Genomic DNA, 19,206 nt, shown 5'->3' on the forward strand with positions numbered 1-19,206 from the left:
CCTATAGGCGAAACGGCCGCAGTCGATGACGAAACGTCCAAAAGAGGGCACTTTTCGACCTTTCCGTCCGGCTAATAGGCTGTAGCCGTGAACGAGCAACCGGATTCTGGCCCCTTTTTCCACGGGACGAAAGCCGCACTTCGCGCTGGAGACTTGTTGCGGCCGGGCTTCAGGTCGAACTACCGGCCAGAAGTAGTGATGAACCATATCTATTTCACGGCGCTGCGGGACGGGGCGGGGCTCGCTGCTGAGCTCGCGGCCGGTGACGGTGAGCCGCGCGTGTATGAGGTTGAACCGACCGGTTCGTTCGAGGACGATCCAAACGTGACGGACAAAAAGTTTCCCGGAAATCCCACCAGGTCTTATCGGAGCCCGGCACCGCTGAGGGTGGTAAGAGAGGTAACCGACTGGACGCGCCTGGCGCCGGAGGCCCTGCAGGCCTGGAAGGCTCGATTGGCAGCGATCCTTGCCGACGAGCGGGGCGAGATCATCAACTGAGGCAGGCCAGGCAGGCCAGGCAGGCCAGGCAGGCCAGGCAGCCCAGACAGGCCCCTGCAGCCCAGCCACGCAGGAGCTGACGGCAGAGGGATTGCGCAGGATGGTCCGTGAATACTTGTCGAGAAGTAACAAGCATGCTTGGCTTATCGGAATGGCCCGCCGTGGCCGGGCCCGACAACTGGAGGTGTCATGCCCAAGACCGGGAAGAACGATCACGCCCGCAAAAACGAACTGCCATCGACGCTGCAGCGTTCGGAGCAAAAGGCGCAAGACACGTTCGCAAAGACCTACGACTCGGCAATGGAATCTTACGACGGTGATTCCAGCCGGGCAGCCCGTACCGCGTTCGCATCCTTGAAACACAGCTATGAGAAGGTCGGGGACCACTGGGAGCCAAAGGAAGAGCGCGGTCCTTCCGACACTCATGCCGAAGGGAGCGTCGATTCATCAGCGCCAACGGCCGGGGGAGTGGATGCCAATGCTTCCAAGGGGCACCTTTACCACCGCGCCCAACAGCTTGGGATCAAGGGCCGTTCGAAGATGTCCAAGGAGGAACTCGTACAGGCGCTGCAGAAGGCCAATGATGCGGCCACCAGGAAGGCGCGGGAAAGCTGAGCGGGACTTCTGCCGACCTTCCGCCCGTTGCACCCGGACATGCCTTTGGCAGGGCCACCGTTGGGTGGCCCTGCCAAAGGTGCGTTGGCATCCAGTCCTGCGCCCGTCCTTCGGGCTACCTGTTGCGATGGTGTGCAGGATGTGGTTCCGAACGCCCGCCGGGAGTGCTGGTTTCGGCGGCTCTTGGGGGCTTTGCTACGCCTGATTCCCTACATGATTCCAGTCGGTACCAGCAGCGCCCAAGCCAGGGCCGGCGCTACGAGGACCACTCCGCCGGCGTAGGCCATGAGCTGCTTGTAGACACGCTGGCGATCGTTTTCACGGGCGTTGGCCACAATCAGGGCCCCGTCGGTGGAGAACGGCGATACGTCCACCACGGTGGCGGCGATGGCGAGTGCCGCCACTGTTCCGGAGGCACTGAGTGAGCTGGTTGCCAGCAGCGGGCCTGCCAACGGAATGAAGGCAGTGAGGAGGGCGGTGGAGGAAGCGAAAGCGGAACCGACGCCGATGACGTAGCAGAGGACCAATGCGATGAGCAGCGGTGCGCCCAGTGCCAATGCCATCTCCGCGAGGGTGTCAATCACGCCAACGTGTTGGAGCAAGGATACGTAGGTGATCATGCCGGCCACCAGCAGCACGGTTGACCAGGATATTCCGCCGATGAAGGTCTTGTGTTCCTTGATGTTGACGAAAGCCAAGAGGAGTCCGGCCGACAGGGCAACGAAGCCAATGGGCATGTGGAAGCCGAGGGTGCAGACAAGGATCGCCAGGATAAGCGCCAGTGTAAGGATCTGCTGTCCGCTCGGACGTCCCATGCGGGGTGTCTCCAGGCCCACGTACTCGTTGGCGTGCTTGTCGCGAAGCTTGCCCATCACGGCGAAGAGCGCGATTGTCAGCGCCGACAGAATGAGGTTCAGGGCGAAGCTGGCCAGGAACAGGCCACCTTGGTCGATGGGGAATTCGTTCTTATGCGCAATGTCGTGGACGAGGACGCCCGCAACGGACAGAGGCGAAAAGCCCCCGGCATGTGCTCCGTTGATGACAAAGGCACCCATGAGTACGGGGTGGATGCGTGACTCGTAGGCAAGTCCCAGCGCGGCCGGTGCCAGCAGTGCAACAGCAGCCGGGCTGAAGGTGCCCAGCGCGGTGAGGGCGGCGGCCATGAGGAAAAAGACCCAGGGCAGGAGCATGGTCTTGCCCCTGACCAGCCGGACGCAGCTTTGGACGATGATGTCGATGGAACCGTTCCGCTGCGCCATGCTGAAGAAGTAGGTGACGCCGATGATCGTCAGGACGATGCTGGCAGGAAACTCTTCAAGAATCTGCTTGTCCGTCATCCCCAGGACGAAATATCCGACGCCGAAGGACGCTACCAGCCCCATCACGCCGATGTTCAGCGGCCACTTGGTGGCGACGACGAACATCACCACGAGTATGACCAGCGGGATGATCTGCGTGGCGGTCATGGTCGGCTCCGATTCCGGGGTGGCCGCCGGGTTGAAAAGGGCACCCCCAAACAGGATGGCGACCAGGGCCAGGATGACGGAAGCGGCAACCGTTATCAGCAGGATACGGCGGCGTGTACCGGGACGCTTGGTCTGCTCGTCCCGGATGTCGCTCCCAGCCTCGGGGGCTGGTTGGTAAATTGTCTTAGCCATGGTGTTCTCTCCTCATCGAGTGGCTGTTTCCAGTGAGGCTTCGACGGCGTTGCCGAGAGTCTCCGGGAGGTGGATGATGCTGGTTGCGATGGTGCGGGCCGTCCGGTCGACGCCTACCAGGATGGAGCCTTGGTGTTCCTCGCTCCAGGTTTCGATGACGCCGGCAGGTGTCCTGAGCTTCAGCGTTGAGCGGACTGCGTTGCCCGTGATGGCGTTGAGCACCGTTCCGGATGTGCGGGCGGCGAGCGTCAGGGCGATGCTGCCTGTGATGGCCAATGCTGGATGCGGCTTGCCCATGGAGAGCATCATGACGTTGACGTCGCAGTCCGGACCCGAGTTCTCTGGAGTACCGACTATTGCCAGCTTTGGTACGGCGCGGGCTGCTTGTTCGGGAGTAGCAGCCATCCCCATGCGCACTGCTGCCTGGCGGCGAATGACGTCGAGGGTCACCAGGTGTTGCTCCACACCTTCCTTCCACGTGTCGTAGCGGGCTGTGTCCAGTCCAAGGTCTTCGGCGCGGACGATCACCACTGGAGCCCCGGCATCCACCATTGACACGGTCCATGATTGTCCGCCGGCAAGAACCGTCTCGCTCGCCGCCCCGGTAGGCAGCAGCTCTCCTGTGGTCTTGCCTGCCGGGTCCTGGAAGCCGAGGCCCACTTTGAAACCGGGAAAGGCGACGCCGGGCATCTGTGCATCCGGGGTGATGGGCAAGGCTCCGGAGGGAGTGGCTACCTGCTGGATGATGAGCTGCCCGGTGTTGGTGTTGCGGGTGACGATTCGCGTGGTGTCACCCTTCGGAATGACCCAACCCTTCTCGATGGCATAGAGACCAACCACCGCCGAGCAGTTCCCGCAGTTGCTGCCCCAGTCGACGGTGGCTTCTTCGATCCCCACTTGGGCAAAAGTGAATTCCACGTCAACGGAGGGATCTGACGGGCGGCGAAGGATCATCGCCTTACTGGTGGTGGAGGTTGCGCCGCCCACCCCATCGATTTGCCGCGGGTCCGGACTTCCGAAGAGCCGTGGCAGCAGCTGGTCCAGGTCCATGCTGGTTTCGTTCAGGGTTTCGGTTTCGAAGACCCAGCACTTGCTGGTGCCTCCACGCATCCATTCGGCTTCTATTTTCATCTGTCCTGCACTCCTTCTGCCGTTACCCGGCGGGCTCTTCAATCAGCATGAGCCGCATCACACATGAAGACAATGTGCAATATCTGAAGGAGTATGAAGCAATGCTTAATTCATTGACATGACAGCGCTGGATGAAGTGATTATGGGCATCTGTGGGCCGGTGAGTGCCCCTTGCAGCACCTGCGAACTGGCGTTCATGTATAGAATGAACCAATAATGCAGAAGGGTGCACCAATGCTTAATGATGAAGCCCGCGATTTATACGATCTCCGCAGGCTCGCCTTGCTGGTGGAGGTGGTGGAGCAGGGATCCATCACCGCAGCGGCGGACACCATGATGTACACACCGTCAGCGGTGTCGCAGCAATTGCGCAAGCTCGAACAAGAGGTCGGGCAACCGCTGCTGAACCGACGCTCCCGTGGGGTGGTCCCCACCGAAGCCGGCCAAGTACTGGCAGGGCACGCGCGGAAGATTGTCGGGCAGATCCGTGCAGCGCAATCGGATCTGGATCAGATCGCGGGTCTGCGGCGGGGATCATTGACCATTGGCACATTCCCCACCCTCGCCGGCTCGTTCCTCCCGGTGGTGATCCGCGCCTTCAAGAAGCGGTACCCCGCCATCAGCCTGTCGGTTCGAAGTGCCCGGTTCGATGAGCTGGTGTCGGATCTCGAGTCCGGAGTAACCGGTCTGTGCCTGCTCTGGGATTACCCGTGGAACCCGTTCCACGACGAATCGATCAGGACCACCGAAGTCTTCCAGGAGAGCACCGTCATCCTTGTCGCCAAGGGGCATCCGCTGGCCGATCGTGACGAAGTGTCCATGAAAGAGCTCAGGAAAGAATCGTGGATTGTTCGCGCGGAAGCCCACCCTGTGGTGGAGGTACTTCAGCGCTCCGCCCACGATGCCGGCTTTGAACCCACCATCGGCTTCCTGGCCAACGACTACCAGGAGGCACAAGCCATGGTGAGCGTCGGAATGGGGGTGGCCATGGTGCCCAAGACCGCTGTGGCCTTGCAGCATCCCGATGTCAGGGTCCTGGGTCTTGGCTCCAGTGCGCCGCTGCGACGCGTACTGCTGGCCCAACGCCAGGACAAGGTTTATGCGCCCGCAGAAGTGGCGTTCCACTCCACGCTTCTGGAGATCGCCCGCGAGCGGGCCGGCGAATACCTCTGACGGAGTCCGGGCAGCGTGCCCAGCTGCCGGTGAACACGAAACGCTCGCCGCCGCTCATGTCGAAGATGGCGGTGGCGCTGGCATCGCCCTTGTAATGCTTCGGAGCAACCGTGTGGTCAGGTGAGGTGGTCGAAGTCGCCGCTCGTCCAGGCTGCATGCCGCGCGGCGGAATTCCGCACAACGGTCTTCGCTGCCGACGGGATAACATTGTTGAAGTTGCCGTAAATCCGGTCAAAGGTCAGTTCGTCCAGTTGGGCTGCGATCCGCAACGACACGGCACCTGACAACGGGAGGTGGTTGGGGTAGCTCCGCATGAAGGAAACGGATCGGCGGTCCGGATTGGGAAATACGCTGTCGCCGGTCAGCAGGACGCCTCGGCCTTCTGCCCCGGCCGCCCAGTGGACCACGGCGCTGCCGGGAAAATGACCGCCGGTCTGATGCAGCGTCAGGCCGTCGGCAATCGTGGCCGTCCCGGACCAAAAGTTAACGGAGCCGTCCCGACGTCCCAGCCATTCCTTATCCGCATCCGCCACCAGTACCGGAATCCCGCCCAATTGTCGTGACCATTCCACTTGCACACCGTACATATGCGGATGACTCGCCGCGACGGCCAGGACCGGTCCCCGTTCAAGCACCGCCCCCACCATGTCCGCGTCCAAGTAACCGGGCGGATCCCACAACAGCGAACCCACGGGAGTCATGACAAGCTGCGCTGTCTGGCCGATTCCGACCTTTGGTTGCGTTCTGATACCCATAAGCCCTGGTTCGTTGTCCACCAGGACTGTTTGCTGGCCGGCCGTGGCCAGATCCTCCAACGCAAGCCACTGCTGTCCGTCTTCGGGCACGTATTGCCGTTCGTCGGTGCAGATTGGGCAGAGATCGGGTACGGGTTCCTCGCGCTCGACGGCGCAGGCTGAACAGATCAGCATTGCTTGTTTTCCCTGGGCACCTGCCCAGACTATGCCAGCAGAAAGCCCCCTTGGAAGAGGAGCCGTGGGGATCGTCACGCCTGAAACCGGGGGCAAAATATGCGCGAGGGCGTTTTCACCTGCATAGTTAATGTCTTGGGCTTGCATTGATGGGTACAGTCACCGCAAGAATGCAAGACGGAAACGAACAGGGGCTCGACTTGGCAGGGAATGCAACCTTCCGGCACAGCAATACCGCATTGCTCTCGGTGAGCAGCGTCGAAGCTCCCAGAATTGTGAGTTCGACGGATTTCGACCACAGGTTGGCTGCCACGCTCAAACGGCTGAAGTTCCCGCCGAGATTGCTTGAGCGAGTGGCCGGCGTGACGCACCGCAGGTGGTGGGCTGCCGGTACGTCATTCGACGACGCCGCGGTGGACGCCGGCGCCAAGGCCTTGGCCGAGGCCGGCGTCGAAGCGTCAGAAGTCGGCCTGCTCATCAATACATCAGTGACAAGACGCAACCTGGAGCCTTCGGTTGCCGTGAAAATCCATCACGAACTGGGCTTGCCGTCGTCAGCCATGAACTTTGATCTGGCCAACGCGTGCCTGGGTTTCGTGAACGGCTTGATCCTTGCAGCCAACATGATCGATTCCGGCCAGATCAAATACGCGGTGATCGTCAATGGTGAAGATGCCCAGACTACGCAGGAAGCTACCTTGGCCCGCTTGCAGCGCCCTGAGACCACCCGGGACGACTTCAACCGGGAATTCGCCACCCTGACACTGGGATCCGGCGCCGCCGCTGCAGTCCTCGGGCCTGCCAGCGAGCACCCGGGGGCGCATCGGCTTGTGGGCGGCGTAATGCGCGCCGGTACGGAACACCACGAATTGTGTGTGGGCGGCATTGACGGCATGAGCACCGATACGAAAGGGCTGCTGGACGGCGGCCTCCAGCTCGTGGTGGATGCCTGGCATGAGGCCATGCCCGACTGGGACTGGGCTGCCATGGACCGCTATGTCACCCATCAGGTCAGTAATGCCTACACGCAGGCGATCATTAATGCCATCGATCTGGACCCGGACAAAGTTCCCATCACGTTCCCGCACTGGGGCAATGTCGGCCCGGCTTCCCTCCCCATGACGCTGGCTGCCGAGGCCCAGTCGTTGAATTCCGGTGACCGGATCTTGTGTATGGGTGTAGGTTCCGGCCTCAACGCAGGGATGGTGGAGATCGTTTGGTAGCCTCCAGCTGGCCAGGCGTGGATCCTGAGTGGTCGCGTTCGATCAACGTCATCTCCACGTCGGCCGTGGACGCACCCGGCACAACACGGCGCTGGCATATTCTGGACAACGGTGCCCAACTTGCCAGGCGCGGGCTCACCCCGACAGGCACCCTGTTGTGCGTCCATGGAAACCCGACGTGGTCCTATCTGTGGCGGACCCTTTTGTCTGCCGGATCCAAGGCCGCCCATCCGTGGCGAGTAGTGGCCGTTGACCAACTCGATATGGGGTACTCCGAGCGGACCGGCACCTTCCGGCGCTTGCAGGACCGGATCAATGACCTTGGCGACCTGAGCGATGCCTTGGACCTGCAAGGACCGGTGACCACGGTGGGGCACGACTGGGGTGGCGTGATCAGCCTCGGCTGGGCGCTGGCCCACCAGGAGCAGCTGGCCGGTGTAGTCCTGACGAATACTGCGGTCCACCAGCCGCCCGGATCGTCCATCCCACCGGCACTTCAGCTCGCCTTGCACCCGGCGGTGCACCGTTGGGGTACCACGACGTCGGACGCTTTTCTTCGCGTCACCCATTCCCTCGCCCAACCACCGCTGCCCGCCGATGTCCGGAAGGCCTACATGGCGCCCTACCGCGGCGCGCAACGCCGGTCAGGGGTGGGGAACTTCGTAGCCGACATCCCGGTGGATGCAACGCATCCCAGCTACCCGGCGCTGCTGAGTGTCGCGGATGGCCTCCGCGGCCTGAAAGTCCCGGCCCTGATGATGTGGGGACCAAAGGATCCCATCTTTTCCGACCGGTACCTCAAGGACCTTATCGATCGGCTCCCGCATTCGGATGTGCACCGCTTTGAAGGTGCCGGCCACCTGGTGGCCGAGGACCGGGACATCGCGTCGCCGCTCTTTCAATGGCTCGCCGGGAATGAAGCAAGCCTTCCCAGCCCTGCACCCCTTCCCAGCCACAACCCACAGACTCCCGGCGGCAGCGGCACACGTCAGTTCCGTCCGTTCTGGGATTCTGTTGAAGTGCTGGCAACGGGTGCGGCCGGTGGGGAAACGGCTGTTGCCGAAATGGGACCGGACGGCACGGTCAGCCGCTCGCTGAGCTGGCATCAGCTGCACCGGAACATCCTGGATCTCGAGGCCGGGCTGCGGGACTTGGGCGTTGGCAAGGGAAGCCGCGTGAGCCTGATGGTTCCTCCCGGCGTGGATCTCACGGTCACCCTGTACGCCTGTTTGCGCCTGGGTGCCGTGGTGGTGGTTGCTGATGCGGGGCTCGGAACGAAAGGCCTGAGCCGGGCCGTGAAGGGAGCGACCGCCGACTTCATCATTGGCATCGACAAGGCCCTGCTCGCGGCGTCGTTGCTCGGGTGGCCCGGGCGGCGGATCAGCGTGCGCGATCTGCCGGCCATTCGCCGTCGGATGCTTGGGGTGGAGAACTCGCTGGACGCCTTGACGCGACGAGGCTCCGCACAACCGACGGCGGTTCCTTCGGACGCAAGCGATCCGGACGCACCGGCCGCAGTGCTTTTTACCTCCGGTTCCACAGGCCCCGCGAAAGGGGTTCTCTACACGCACCGCCAGTTGACGGCGATGCGGGATACCGTGGCCGGGACATTCGGTATCAAGGAAGGTTCCCGGCTGGTTGCGGGGTTCGCGCCGTTTGCCTTGTTGGGGCCGGCCCTTGGCGCGGTTTCGGTGACTCCGGATATGGACGTGACGGCTCCCCGCACTCTGACGGCGCAGGCCCTGGCTGACGCTGTGACCGCCATCGAGGCTACGGTGGTCTTCGCCGCGCCCGCAGCGTTGCACAATGTCGTGGCCACCGGGCATGCCCTGGACGAAACGGGGCGTGCTGCGTTGAGCCGTGTCAGCCTGCTCCTGTCCGCAGGGGCTCCAGTACCTGAACCATTGCTCGCCAAGGTCCGGACGTTGCTGCCGGGAGCGTCGTTGCATACCCCCTATGGCATGACGGAGGCACTCCCTGTAACCGACATCAGCCTTGAGGAAATCCAGGAAGCAGAAGCGGAAGCGGCGTCCGGGTCAGTCCCCGGTGCCGGGAACGGCGTGTGCGTCGGAACGCCCGTGCAGGGTGCCCGCCTGGCAATCATTCCCTTGGAGGCGGACGGTAGGGCGTCAGGGTCCAGCCCCGTAACGTCGCACGGAATAACCGGCGAAATCCTGGTGAGCGCGCCGCACGTCAAGGACTCCTACGACAGGCTCTGGCTTACCCAGCAAGAGAGCGTCAACCCTGCTGGATGGCACCGCACCGGTGATGTGGGACATTTCGACGCCGTCGGGCGGCTCTGGGTGGAAGGCCGCCTCGCCCACGTCGTGACCGCGCCCGGCGCTGTTGTGACCCCGGTGGGCGCTGAACAGGCCATCGAACGCCTGGATAGCGTCCGCCTGGCCGCGATCGTTGGCGTGGGGCCGACCGGCACCCAGGCTGTTGCCGCCGTCGTCGAAACTGTCCCGCCTGTCCGGACAGCGGGCCCGGCCACGCCGCAGCTCGCAGGCCACGTCAGGCGCGCTGCGCTTGACGCAGGCGTCCAGGTGTCAGCTGTGCTGGCGGTTCCTGCACAGCCGACCGATGTCCGGCACAACGCGAAGATTGACAGAGCCCGCTTGGCCCGCTGGGCTGCGCGCGTCCTGGCCGGCGGCCGTCCGGGAACGCCATGAGAATCCTTGTCACCGGTGCCAGTGGGCTGCTCGGGAGCGAGGTAGCCCGCCTGCTGGTCCGTCAGGGCCATGACGTTGCCACCTTCCAGAGGCGGCCTTCCGGAGTCGCCGGCGCTACGGACATTTGCGGATCCGTAACGGACCAGGCCGCGGTCCTGCGCGCTGTGGAAGGCGCGCAAGGAATCATCCATTTGGCGGCGAAGGTTTCCTTCGCCGGCCGTGCCGAAGATTTCCACGCCATCAACGTGGCAGGAACCCGACGTCTGCTTGACACCGCACGGGCGGCCGGGGTGCGGGACGTCGTGTTCGTTTCTTCTCCATCGGTTGCCAACTCCGGACAGGCCATCGCCGGTCTCGGTGCGGAACCAGCCGACCCACAGCGCGCCCACGGTCACTACTCGCGCACCAAGGCCGAAGCGGAGCTGCTTGCCCTTGCAGCCGATTCCCCGGACTTCCGCGTTGCTGCTGTGCGACCACACATTGTGTGGGGTCCCGGCGATACCCAGCTGGTGGAGCGCGTCCTCGCGCGGGCAAAAAGCAATCGTTTGCCCCTCCTGGATGCCGGTGCGGCCCTCATCGACACTACCTACGTGGACAACGCGGCGTCCGCGATTGTGGCCGCCCTGCACCGGATGGATGACGTTCACGGCAGGGCACTGGTGGTCAGCAACGGTGAGCCGCGACCCATCGGTGAGCTGTTGGCAGGCATCTGTGCTGCAGGCGGCGTGCAGGCTCCGTCGTGGACAGTGCCGGGAGCTGTAGCGAGGGCGGCAGGAGTTGTCGTTGAGAAGCTGTGGACGTGGTCGGCCCGCGAGGAGGAACCTCCCATGACGGGATTCCTTGCCGAGCAGCTTTCGACAGCGCACTGGTTCGACCAGCGCGAGACCCGCCGGCTCCTCAACTGGACACCGGCAGTGACCCTCGATGAGGGATTGGCCAGGCTCGCCGTGTACTACGGGCAGGTCATGGACGGTAACACCGGAGCGCGTGCGGACCACAAAGGTTCGGAGCCACCGGGATGAATCAGCGCGACAGTCAGGGTATTTCATTCTCCGACGCCGGCTGTGGCGACGCAGTGCCCTGAAGCCGGCGAAGGGCCAGCAACGGAAACAGTAGCACGGACAGCATTCCTGCGCCGACCAGGGCCGATGCGATGCCGCTGGAGATCAGATCATGGTCCCTGCCGATGGACGTGACAGCCACGATGACCGGCAAACCCGTGGCGCCAAAAAGAACTATCGCGCGCTTCGCGGCGGACGTTGAGCCCACCGGCGCTGCCAGGACGGAGGGCAATCCCCGGACCAGGAGGAGTAAGCCCAGGAACAAGGGAACCATGGCCAAAGCCAACGGGCTCGACGTCAAGGAAGCCAGCTCGAAGTCAATGCCCGTGTCGATAAAGAAGACCGGCACCAGGAACCCGAAAGCGATCGCGTCCACTTTTCTTTCGATGACAGTCCGCTCCGCCTCCGGCGCCCGGGCGATGGCAACTTTCCAGAGCAGCCCTGCCGCGAAAGCGCCCAACAGCATGTCCAGGCCCAGCAAGGTACTCAGTACTACCAGCAGGCTGAGGATGAGCATGATGGACCTGATGGCGAACTGCCCACTGGTGTGGAGGGTCCGGGTGATGTGCGAATGAAACAGGACATGCTGCGAGCGTGAAGCGAGGAAGATCGCCGCTGTCGTCAGGAGAACGAATCCAAGAAGTACTGCCGATGCCGCCCCCAGTTGCCTGCCGCTGAAGAACAGCGAGATGGCGATCAAGGGGCCAAACTCGCCCACTGCCCCCAAAGCCGTCACCGCGATGCCGGTCGGCGTCTTCGCTTGGCCGGCGTCCCGCAGGATGGGCAGCAGGGTGCCAAGTGCGGTGGAACAAAGCGCGACGCCGATGATCACCGAGGGCTCGGCTGCGGACGTCAATGCCAACCCGGCGGCCATACCTGCCGCCAGGGAGATGACCCAGCCGGCGGAAGCGCGGCGAAGGGGCCGGCCGCGGATTGCCCTGAAGTCGATCTCGTTGCCGGCCACGAAGAACAGCATGGCCAGCCCGAAATCGGCCAGGGTATCTGTGAACTGGGTGGACTGGACCCAGCCCAGGACACTGGGCCCCAGGACCATGCCAAGGACAATCTCGAACACTACGATGGGCACCTTCACTGCCCGCTCCACGAAGCGTGCGGCGAGGGGTGCCGCGACGGCCATGGCCGCGATGAGCACCAGAGACACGGACAGGCTTTGCATCACAGGTCCCTCCGGTATCCGGACCGCTTCGGGTGGCGACGGCGCATGGCTCTACTCCCAGCGTGGGACGTGGCGCGTCAGGGCCGTCCGGGCCATTCCCGGCCGGCCCACGGGTCATAGTTGGATATGAGCTCCTCCTGCCGGGGCCGCTCCGGTTCCGGAACGTGCTGCAGGTTGACCCTGACCCGGTACCAAAGGGAGCTGGATCCCCGCATTCCGTCGATCAGGACGTCAGCCGGATGCAGTTTGGGGACGACGCCTCGGTGAAGGTCCTTCCATTGCTCAAGGGCATTGAGTGCCTCGGGCTTGGTTTTGGTCCGTGCCACCTCGATAAGGGGCATGGTGGAAGTCCGCCGGCCGGAGCCATCACCTGCGCGCGGTGCCTTCTCAGCCGGTCCGAGTTCAGCGGCCAAGGCAAGCAGTCCGTCCAGGGAGCCGGACGCATCATCGATTCCGGAATGCGGATCACCGATGGCGGCAAATCGCTCCGGAACAGTTCGCACCGTGAACTGTTCAGGACGCGCGGAACGGACTTCATCCCAGGTCAGTGGCATGGACACCCGGGCGTCGGGCCGTGACCGGATGGAGTACGCGGACGCCACTGTACGGTCCTTGGCGTTCTGGTTGAAGTCCACGAACACGCTTTCGCCCCGTTCTTCCTTCCACCATCTTGCAGTGGCCAGCCCCGGAGCCCGGTTCTCCACCTCGCGGGCAAGGGTCTCAGCGGCCAACCGCACCTCCCGGTATGTCCACCGGGGTGCAATCCGGACCAGGATGTGAAGTCCTCGTGAACCGCTTGTCTTCGGCCAGCCAACCAGCCCGACGTCTCCGAGGACTTCCCGCGCAACGTATGCGGTGTCCACGATCTGGGACCAGTCCACTCCTGGCATGGGGTCCAGGTCGACACGGAGTTCGTCGGGGTGTTCCAGGTCTTCTGCCCTGACCGGGTGCGGGTTGAGGTCCAGGCACCCCAGGTTGACCACCCACGCCAGGCCTGCAGCGTCGCGGATGACAGTCTCCTCCGCTGAGGTCCCGGAGGAATAGTGGAGCGTTGCCGTGTCGATGAAACCGGGGTGGTTCTCCGGTACGCGTTTTTGGAAGAAGGGCTCAGCATCAATGCCCTTCGGGAAGCGCTTCAACACCATGGGCCTGCCGCCGGCTCCGCGGAGGGCGCCTTCGGCCACGTCCAGGTAGTAGCGGACCAGATCGAGCTTGCTCAACCCTGGCCCGGGAAAGACCACTTTGTCCGGGTTGGAGATGCGGACCTCGGCACCGCCAATGTCGAGTATCTCCGCCGGTGTCTTGGAGGGGCTCATGCGGTCACGCTAGCAATGAACACTGGATCCAACCAGAGCACGGGGGCAAAAATTGGAACCTTGGGCTCCTGCCGTGCGGGGATAATCCGCGGACTGGCTTTAAAAATATAAGTAGGTATGGTGTTGGCATAGGCAAACAAGGAGTTGGAAATGTCAGGTAAATCGCCTAATGGTGCAAAATCAAAAAAGTCAGGCAAGACCATTCTGGAAAAGCGGGCCGAAAAGCGGGCAAAGGCTGAAACAAGCGATACCGTTTTTTCGAAGCCACGGAAAAACCAGCGTTAGGCCGCGCCAAGGCCCCCACGGTGTGGTGGGGGCCTTGGCAGCCGTCAAGAGGCCCGATCGCTGGATGGGACTCAAAGACCGCAGTTATTGAGGCTGGGAATTGAGTGTTGGAGAAATGGAAAACCAGGTTATGCGAAAAACAGTTGCCTTGATTGTCCCTGCCCGCCTGGGTGAGCGGGTTCGCCTGGAGGAAATCGGACAAATGCTGGAGGTGCGCCAGTTGCTCGTGGAGGGAAATGTGGAAGCCATAAACGGGAAAGGATGGCATGTCCTTCTGAATGACCAAGCGATTCATGTTCCTTTGCCCTTGAACCCACGGGCGGAGGTCCTGATCCGTGAAGCGGGAACCGCCGTGGAAGACTCCGTCAGTGGCAACGCCGTGTTCCTCGGACACGGAAACGGGGGCTTGGAGGAAGACGTCCCCGACTCCCTCGTCGGCCTGGCGGAGCGCCTGTTCGAGGTGCGACTGGCGGCGTAGGCTCTTCCTGTTCCCAGCTGTTGAAGAGGCTGGCCGACTATATTGGCCATGTCAGCCCACCACCACAATTGAGGGAGCCTGCACAGAATGGCCAAAGAACTTGCCACCCAACTCATCGAACAACTTCAGGCTGCCGGTGTGCAGCGGATCTACGGAATTGTGGGCGACAGCCTCAATCCGATTGTTGACGCCGTCCGTCAGACGGGCGGCTCGAAAAACGGGGGCATTGACTGGATCCACGTGCGCCACGAGGAAGCGGCCGCGTTTGCTGCGGCGGCTGAAGCCCAATTGACGGGAAAGCTGGCCGTCTGTGCAGGATCATGCGGTCCAGGCAACCTTCATCTGATCAACGGCCTGTACGACGCCAACCGGACCGGCGCTCCAGTGCTGGCCATTGCCTCACATATTCCGAGCCGGCAGATCGGCAGCGGCTTCTTCCAGGAGACGCACCCGGACCGGCTTTTCAACGAGTGCTCCGTGTACTCCGAGCTCATCAGCACTGCCGAGCAAGCTCCGCGGGTCATGCACAGCGCCATCCAGAACGCGGTCGGCTTGGGCGGAGTCGCCGTCGTGACGCTTCCCGGCGACATTGCCGATCTTGAGGCCGCCGCACCGTCGCCGCTGCCGGCTACGTTCCGGCCCGCGACTCTGGTGCCTGACCAGGAAAGTGTCCGCGAGCTGGCCGATGCCATCAACGACGCCGGCAAGGTCGCCATTTTCGCCGGCGCCGGCGTTGCGGGCGCCCACGACGAACTCATCTCACTGGCTGAGCTGATCAACGCGCCTGTTGGGCACTCGTTGCGGGGTAAGGACTTTGTCCAGTACGACAATCCCTTCGATATCGGCATGACGGGTTTGCTCGGTTACGGCGCTGCGGCGGAAGGCATCGAGGACGCGGATCTGTTGATCCTTCTTGGGACAGACTTCCCGTATGACCAGTTCCTCCCGGACACCCGGACTGCCCAAGTGGACCGGGCAGCGCAGCGGCTGGGGCGACGCACCGACGTCGACATTGCCGTCCACGGTGACGTGCTGCCTACACTGAACGCCCTCCTGCCCCTGGTGCGGCCCAAGAAGAACCGCCGCTTCCTGGACCAGATGCTCAAAAAGCATGATCGCCTGATGAACAAGGCCGTGGGGGCCTACACCCGCAAGGTGGAGAAGAAACAACCCATCCACCCTGAATACGCAGCTTCGCTGCTGGACCAGCTTGCTGCCGAGGACGCGGTATTCACCGCGGATACCGGCATGTGCAATGTCTGGACAGCCCGCTACATCAATCCTCTGGGAACCCGACGCCTCATCGGCTCCTACCTCCATGGGTCCATGGCCAACGCACTCCCGCATGCCATTGGTGCCCAGGTGGCCTATCCGGGCCGACAGGTGGTATCTGTCTCCGGTGATGGAGGGCTTTCCATGCTGCTGGGGGAGCTGGTCACCGTGGCCGCCCACCAGTTGCCGGTGAAGGTGGTGGTGTTCAACAACTCCACCCTGGGCATGGTGAAGCTGGAGATGCTGGTGGATGGGCTACCTGACTTCGGCGTTGACGTTCCCGATGCCAATTACGCCGCGGTGGCCAAAGCCCTGGGCTTCCATGCCGTGCGGGTCACAGACCCTGCCGACATCGAAGGTGCCTACCGGGCTGCGTTCGCCCATCCCGGCCCAGCCCTGGTGGAACTCATCACTGACCCGAATGCGCTGTCCATCCCGCCGAAGATTTCCGGATCCCAGGTCATTGGCTTCGCTACTGCCATGTCCAAAGTGGTCCTGAACCGGGGCGCCGGAGAAGCCGTGAGCATGGCACGAAGCAACCTCCGGAACATTCCCCGGCGCTAGGCTACTGCCTCAGGGCGGCGGCGAGGTAGGGCGCGGTGCGGCCCGCAGTGGAACGCGCGACGACGGCCGGCGGCCCTGCGACCATGATCTGGCCGCCGGCGTCGCCGCCTCCGGGTCCCAGGTCGATGACCCAATCCGCCCCGGCCACCACGTCCATCTCATGTTCGACCACCACAACGGTGTTGCCGGCGTCGACCAGCCTGTGCAGTTGGGCCATCAAGAGCTGGACGTCTGCGGGATGGAGGCCGGTGGTGGGCTCGTCCAGCAGGTACAGGGTGTGTCCTCGTTGGATGCGTTGCAGTTCGGTTGCCAGCTTGATGCGTTGGGCTTCGCCACCGGACAATTCCGTTGCGGGCTGGCCCAACCGCAGGTATCCCAAGCCCACCTCCTTGAGAGTCTGGAGGCTGCGCGACACGGACGGCAGATCGGATAAGAAGCCGGACGCGGCATTTACGGTCATGCCCAGGACATCGGCGATGTTCTTCCCACGGTAGGTGACTTCCAGTGTTTCGGGATTGAACCGCGAACCGTGGCATTCGGGGCACGGGCCGTAGCTGCCGGGCAGGAACAGGAGTTCCACCGCCACGAAGCCCTCTCCCTGGCAGGTTTCGCAGCGGCCACCGGCTACGTTGAAGGAGAACCTTCCCGCTCCGAAGCCGCGGGCGCGTGCGCCATCAGTGGCGGCAAATTCCTTCCGGACTCCATCGAAGAGCCCGGTGTAGGTGGCCAGGTTGGAACGTGGAGTACGGCCGATGGGTTTTTGGTCGACCTGCACCAGCCGGTCCAGCCGGTGGAGGCCGGACACCAAGGCGCGCGCACCCGGGGCGTCTGTCCCGGCATGGATGGAGCCTGCCTCCCCGGTGTCACTGCCATTGCCAGCGGCGTCCCCGGGTGACTCCGGATGGAGTCCGGCGCCCACGACATCCGCGAGGACCCGGCTGACCAGGGTGGACTTTCCGGATCCGGAGACGCCGGTTACCGCCGTCATCACGCCCAGCGGGAAATCAACGTCGAGGTTCTGCAGATTGTGCCGATGGACCTTCTTCAGCTTGAGCCAGTCCGTGGCTTCCCTTGCTTCCCTTGCTTCCTTTGCTCCACGCGGAGCATGGCCGGTCGCGGTGGCGACGGGGCCGTCGTCGTGCGCTTCAGGGGTTCCTGCGCCGCGGTTGCCACCGTCAGGGAAAAGGAACGGGCGGGTGACGGAATCCTCTATAGCCTTCAGCCCCGCAACGGGGCCGCTGTAAAGTACCTGTCCACCGCCCTCGCCGGCATGCGGCCCCACATCCACCAACCAGTCGGCAGCCCGAACGAAGTCCATGTTGTGCTCCACCACGAACACGGAATTGCCGGAGCTCTTGAGCGTGTCCAGCACAGCGAGAAGCGGTTCGGCGTCGGCTGGGTGAAGGCCTGCGGAGGGCTCATCCAGAACGTAGATGACGCCGAAAAGGCCGGAACGAAGTTGTGTGGCGATCCGGAGGCGCTGCATTTCGCCGGGGGAGAGGGTGGGCGTCGGACGGCCCAGGGCGAGGTACCCCAGGCCGAGATCCAGCAGCACGGTGATGCGGTTGAGCAGATCGCGGGTAATGGCGATTGCTACCTCGTTGGTCTCGCCGGAAGTCTGGGTGCGGGAAGCTGTGCTGGCCGAGGTTTCCTCTGTGGTGGGACGTATCAGACTGGCCAGTTCGGTCATGGGCAACGCGTTGAGTTCGGCAATGGTCTTGCCGGCGAAGGTTACCGCCAACGCCTCCGGCCGGAGGCCGCTTCCCCCACACATGGGACACCGTCCCGTTTCCATAAAGCGAAGCGCGCGGTCGCGCATGGTGCTGCTCTTGGAATCAGCGAGGGTGTGCAGGACGTAGCTTTTTGCGCTCCAGAAACGGCCTTTGTACGGCTTGGCTACGCGATCCCGCTGCGGCGTCACTTCCACCACGGGTTGTTCATCGGTGAACAGGATCCAGTGGCGGTCCTTCTTGGGGAGCTTTTTCCACGGCGTATCAACGTCGTATCCCAAATGGGTGAGGATGTCGCGGAGATTCTTGCCCTGCCAGGCGCCCGGCCACGCCGCGATGGCACCATCCCTGATGGTCAATGACGGATCGGGGACCAACGATTCCTCGGTTACGGTGTGGGCGACGCCCAGGCCGTGACATTCGGGGCACGCGCCGGCCGCCGTGTTTGGCGAGAACGCGTCGGAGTCCAGCTGGCTTGCTCCTTCCGGATACCTTCCGGCACGCGAGAAGAGCATCCGCAAGGAGTTGGACAGTGTTGTCAGCGTGCCCACGCTTGACCGGGCGGTTGCCGTTCCCCGGCGTTGTTGAAGCGCGACGGCGGGGGGAAGCCCGGTGATTGACTCAACCTTGGGGTTGTGGCCCTGTTGGATCAGGCGCCGGGCATACGGGGCGACGGATTCGAAGTAGCGTCGTTGGGCTTCGGCGAAGATGGTGCCGAAGGCCAAGGAGGATTTTCCGGATCCGGATACCCCGGTGAAGGCTACGATAGCGTCGCGGGGAACGTCGACGTCCACGTTGCGGAGGTTGTTCTCCCTGGCTCCCCGCACCTCGACGAAGCCGCCACCGAGGTCGCCGGCGTGCGGGGGCGACTGGGCGGCTTCGGTCTGGCTGGCGATTGTCAGTTTGCTGTCCATTTGTACGACTCTATCGGCCTCCGGGCTCAGCCGGCCCGGGGCACAGCCGGCGGCAGCTGCTGACCACGGTTCCTAGTCTGGTTCGATCGCGGCCACTGCGCTGATCTCGACCAAGGCCCCGGGTACACCCAGCCCCGAAACAAAGGCTGCGGTAACCAGGGGTGGTTCCCGTGAGGCCAGCCTGGATGCGATTGCCCCGTAACCTGCGGCGAGGTCAGCTCCTTGGACGAACAGGACATTCCACTGAACGACATCCCGCAACGAGGCACCGGCGGCTTGAAGCGCGGTTTCAGCATTGTCCAGTGCGCGCGCGGACTGGACGGCCGCATCGCCCTCACCGATGAGCCTTCCAGCGGCGTCCACGGCGTTCTGCCCACCGACGTAAATGGTGGTCGAACCCGGGGGAACCACAGCGACGTGGCTGAAGGCCGGGCTTGAGATGAGTCCCTCGGGGCTGATGCGCTGTATGGGTGCCATGACTGTATGGTCCCACCAAGGGTCGGTCACCAA

16 protein-coding genes are annotated in these 19,206 nt (G+C 63.4%); 9 read left to right on the forward strand and 7 right to left on the reverse strand.

Features of this window, described 5'->3' with window-relative positions:
- The first annotated feature begins 87 nt into the window (after positions 1-87).
- Positions 88-498: an NAD(+)--rifampin ADP-ribosyltransferase gene (gene arr, locus IEY62_RS10485; RefSeq protein WP_189017093.1), complete on the forward strand. Its 411-nt coding sequence runs from the start codon at positions 88-90 to the stop codon at positions 496-498.
- A gap of 189 nt (positions 499-687) precedes the next feature.
- A complete protein-coding gene (locus IEY62_RS10490; RefSeq protein WP_189017095.1) occupies positions 688-1,113 on the forward strand; it encodes a ChaB family protein in 426 nt (141 codons plus the stop codon).
- A gap of 209 nt (positions 1,114-1,322) precedes the next feature.
- Here the strand turns inward: IEY62_RS10490 and IEY62_RS10495 are convergent, their stop codons facing one another.
- Positions 1,323-2,771, reverse strand: coding sequence for an SLC13 family permease (locus tag IEY62_RS10495; protein WP_189017098.1), 1,449 nt, complete (start codon positions 2,769-2,771; stop codon positions 1,323-1,325).
- A 12-nt stretch (positions 2,772-2,783) separates the two neighbouring features.
- A complete protein-coding gene (locus tag IEY62_RS10500) occupies positions 2,784-3,902 on the reverse strand; it encodes a PrpF domain-containing protein (RefSeq protein WP_189017101.1) in 1,119 nt (372 codons plus the stop codon).
- A 234-nt stretch (positions 3,903-4,136) separates the two neighbouring features.
- Between IEY62_RS10500 and IEY62_RS10505 the strand changes: the two genes are divergently transcribed.
- Positions 4,137-5,075 (forward strand): LysR family transcriptional regulator, encoded by a 939-nt coding sequence (locus tag IEY62_RS10505; RefSeq protein WP_189017104.1) that lies wholly within the window; start codon positions 4,137-4,139, stop codon positions 5,073-5,075.
- 116 nt (positions 5,076-5,191) lie between these two features.
- Here IEY62_RS10505 and IEY62_RS10510 read toward each other — a convergent pair whose 3' ends face one another.
- Positions 5,192-6,004 (reverse strand): MBL fold metallo-hydrolase, encoded by an 813-nt coding sequence (locus tag IEY62_RS10510; RefSeq protein WP_189017107.1) that lies wholly within the window; start codon positions 6,002-6,004, stop codon positions 5,192-5,194.
- A 170-nt stretch (positions 6,005-6,174) separates the two neighbouring features.
- Between IEY62_RS10510 and IEY62_RS10515 the strand changes: the two genes are divergently transcribed.
- From IEY62_RS10515 to IEY62_RS10525, 3 genes are read left to right on the forward strand one after another with little or no spacing between them, the layout of a single operon-like run.
- Positions 6,175-7,227, forward strand: a complete 1,053-nt coding sequence (locus IEY62_RS10515; RefSeq protein WP_189017110.1) for a 3-oxoacyl-ACP synthase III — start codon at positions 6,175-6,177, stop codon at positions 7,225-7,227.
- Positions 7,221-9,899 carry an alpha/beta fold hydrolase gene (locus IEY62_RS10520; protein ID WP_189017113.1) on the forward strand — a complete coding sequence of 893 codons (2,679 nt, stop codon included), beginning with the start codon at positions 7,221-7,223 and terminating at the stop codon, positions 9,897-9,899. Before IEY62_RS10515 ends, IEY62_RS10520 begins: the two co-directional genes overlap by 7 nt.
- Positions 9,896-10,921 (forward strand): NAD-dependent epimerase/dehydratase family protein, encoded by a 1,026-nt coding sequence (locus IEY62_RS10525; protein ID WP_189017116.1) that lies wholly within the window; start codon positions 9,896-9,898, stop codon positions 10,919-10,921. Before IEY62_RS10520 ends, IEY62_RS10525 begins: the two co-directional genes overlap by 4 nt.
- A 13-nt stretch (positions 10,922-10,934) precedes the next feature.
- Here IEY62_RS10525 and IEY62_RS10530 read toward each other — a convergent pair whose 3' ends face one another.
- Positions 10,935-12,137, reverse strand: a complete 1,203-nt coding sequence (locus tag IEY62_RS10530) for a cation:proton antiporter (protein ID WP_189017119.1) — start codon at positions 12,135-12,137, stop codon at positions 10,935-10,937.
- A 77-nt stretch (positions 12,138-12,214) separates the two neighbouring features.
- The gene (gene ligD, locus IEY62_RS10535) at positions 12,215-13,453 is read right to left on the reverse strand and encodes a non-homologous end-joining DNA ligase (protein ID WP_189017122.1); all 1,239 of its coding nucleotides are present in this window, start codon (positions 13,451-13,453) and stop codon (positions 12,215-12,217) included.
- Positions 13,454-13,603: 150 nt separating this feature from the next.
- Here ligD and IEY62_RS21805 point away from each other — a divergent pair, with 150 nt between their 5' ends.
- From IEY62_RS21805 to IEY62_RS10545, 3 genes are all read left to right on the forward strand, one after another.
- Positions 13,604-13,738 carry a hypothetical protein gene (locus tag IEY62_RS21805; RefSeq protein ID WP_268241115.1) on the forward strand — a complete coding sequence of 45 codons (135 nt, stop codon included), beginning with the start codon at positions 13,604-13,606 and terminating at the stop codon, positions 13,736-13,738.
- Positions 13,739-13,868: 130 nt separating this feature from the next.
- Complete coding sequence (locus IEY62_RS10540; RefSeq protein ID WP_229785204.1) at positions 13,869-14,216, forward strand: DUF3846 domain-containing protein; 348 nt, start codon at positions 13,869-13,871, stop codon at positions 14,214-14,216.
- An 87-nt stretch (positions 14,217-14,303) separates the two neighbouring features.
- Positions 14,304-16,052, forward strand: a complete 1,749-nt coding sequence (locus IEY62_RS10545) for a pyruvate dehydrogenase (RefSeq protein ID WP_189017128.1) — start codon at positions 14,304-14,306, stop codon at positions 16,050-16,052.
- A gap of 1 nt (position 16,053) precedes the next feature.
- Here the strand turns inward: IEY62_RS10545 and IEY62_RS10550 are convergent, their stop codons facing one another.
- On the reverse strand, positions 16,054-18,696 hold the full coding sequence (locus tag IEY62_RS10550; RefSeq protein ID WP_229785206.1) for an excinuclease ABC subunit UvrA: 2,643 nt from the start codon (positions 18,694-18,696) through the stop codon (positions 16,054-16,056).
- A 72-nt stretch (positions 18,697-18,768) separates the two neighbouring features.
- On the reverse strand, positions 18,769-19,173 hold the full coding sequence (locus IEY62_RS10555; protein WP_189017132.1) for a RidA family protein: 405 nt from the start codon (positions 19,171-19,173) through the stop codon (positions 18,769-18,771).
- Between the last annotated feature and the right edge of the window lie 33 nt (positions 19,174-19,206).

It is taken from the genome of Paenarthrobacter histidinolovorans (assembly GCF_014647595.1).
In the GTDB taxonomy this organism is placed as follows: Bacteria; Actinomycetota; Actinomycetes; order Actinomycetales; family Micrococcaceae; genus Arthrobacter; species Arthrobacter histidinolovorans.

What these genes read in the sequence shown, in the direction of transcription:
- IEY62_RS10490 (WP_189017095.1), top strand. Translation starts at nt 688, where the DNA reads ATGCCCAAGACCGGGAAGAACGATCACGCCCGCAAAAACGAACTGCCA.
- IEY62_RS10495 (WP_189017098.1), bottom strand. Translation starts at nt 2,771, where the DNA reads ATGGCTAAGACAATTTACCAACCAGCCCCCGAGGCTGGGAGCGACATC.
- IEY62_RS10500 (WP_189017101.1), bottom strand. Translation starts at nt 3,902, where the DNA reads ATGAAAATAGAAGCCGAATGGATGCGTGGAGGCACCAGCAAGTGCTGG.
- IEY62_RS10505 (WP_189017104.1), top strand. Translation starts at nt 4,137, where the DNA reads ATGCTTAATGATGAAGCCCGCGATTTATACGATCTCCGCAGGCTCGCC.
- IEY62_RS10510 (WP_189017107.1), bottom strand. Translation starts at nt 6,004, where the DNA reads ATGCTGATCTGTTCAGCCTGCGCCGTCGAGCGCGAGGAACCCGTACCC.
- IEY62_RS10515 (WP_189017110.1), top strand. Translation starts at nt 6,175, where the DNA reads ATGCAAGACGGAAACGAACAGGGGCTCGACTTGGCAGGGAATGCAACC.
- IEY62_RS10525 (WP_189017116.1), top strand. Translation starts at nt 9,896, where the DNA reads ATGAGAATCCTTGTCACCGGTGCCAGTGGGCTGCTCGGGAGCGAGGTA.
- IEY62_RS10530 (WP_189017119.1), bottom strand. Translation starts at nt 12,137, where the DNA reads ATGCAAAGCCTGTCCGTGTCTCTGGTGCTCATCGCGGCCATGGCCGTC.
- ligD (WP_189017122.1), bottom strand. Translation starts at nt 13,453, where the DNA reads ATGAGCCCCTCCAAGACACCGGCGGAGATACTCGACATTGGCGGTGCC.
- IEY62_RS21805 (WP_268241115.1), top strand. Translation starts at nt 13,604, where the DNA reads ATGTCAGGTAAATCGCCTAATGGTGCAAAATCAAAAAAGTCAGGCAAG.
- IEY62_RS10540 (WP_229785204.1), top strand. Translation starts at nt 13,869, where the DNA reads ATGCGAAAAACAGTTGCCTTGATTGTCCCTGCCCGCCTGGGTGAGCGG.
- IEY62_RS10545 (WP_189017128.1), top strand. Translation starts at nt 14,304, where the DNA reads ATGGCCAAAGAACTTGCCACCCAACTCATCGAACAACTTCAGGCTGCC.
- IEY62_RS10550 (WP_229785206.1), bottom strand. Translation starts at nt 18,696, where the DNA reads ATGGACAGCAAACTGACAATCGCCAGCCAGACCGAAGCCGCCCAGTCG.
- IEY62_RS10555 (WP_189017132.1), bottom strand. Translation starts at nt 19,173, where the DNA reads ATGGCACCCATACAGCGCATCAGCCCCGAGGGACTCATCTCAAGCCCG.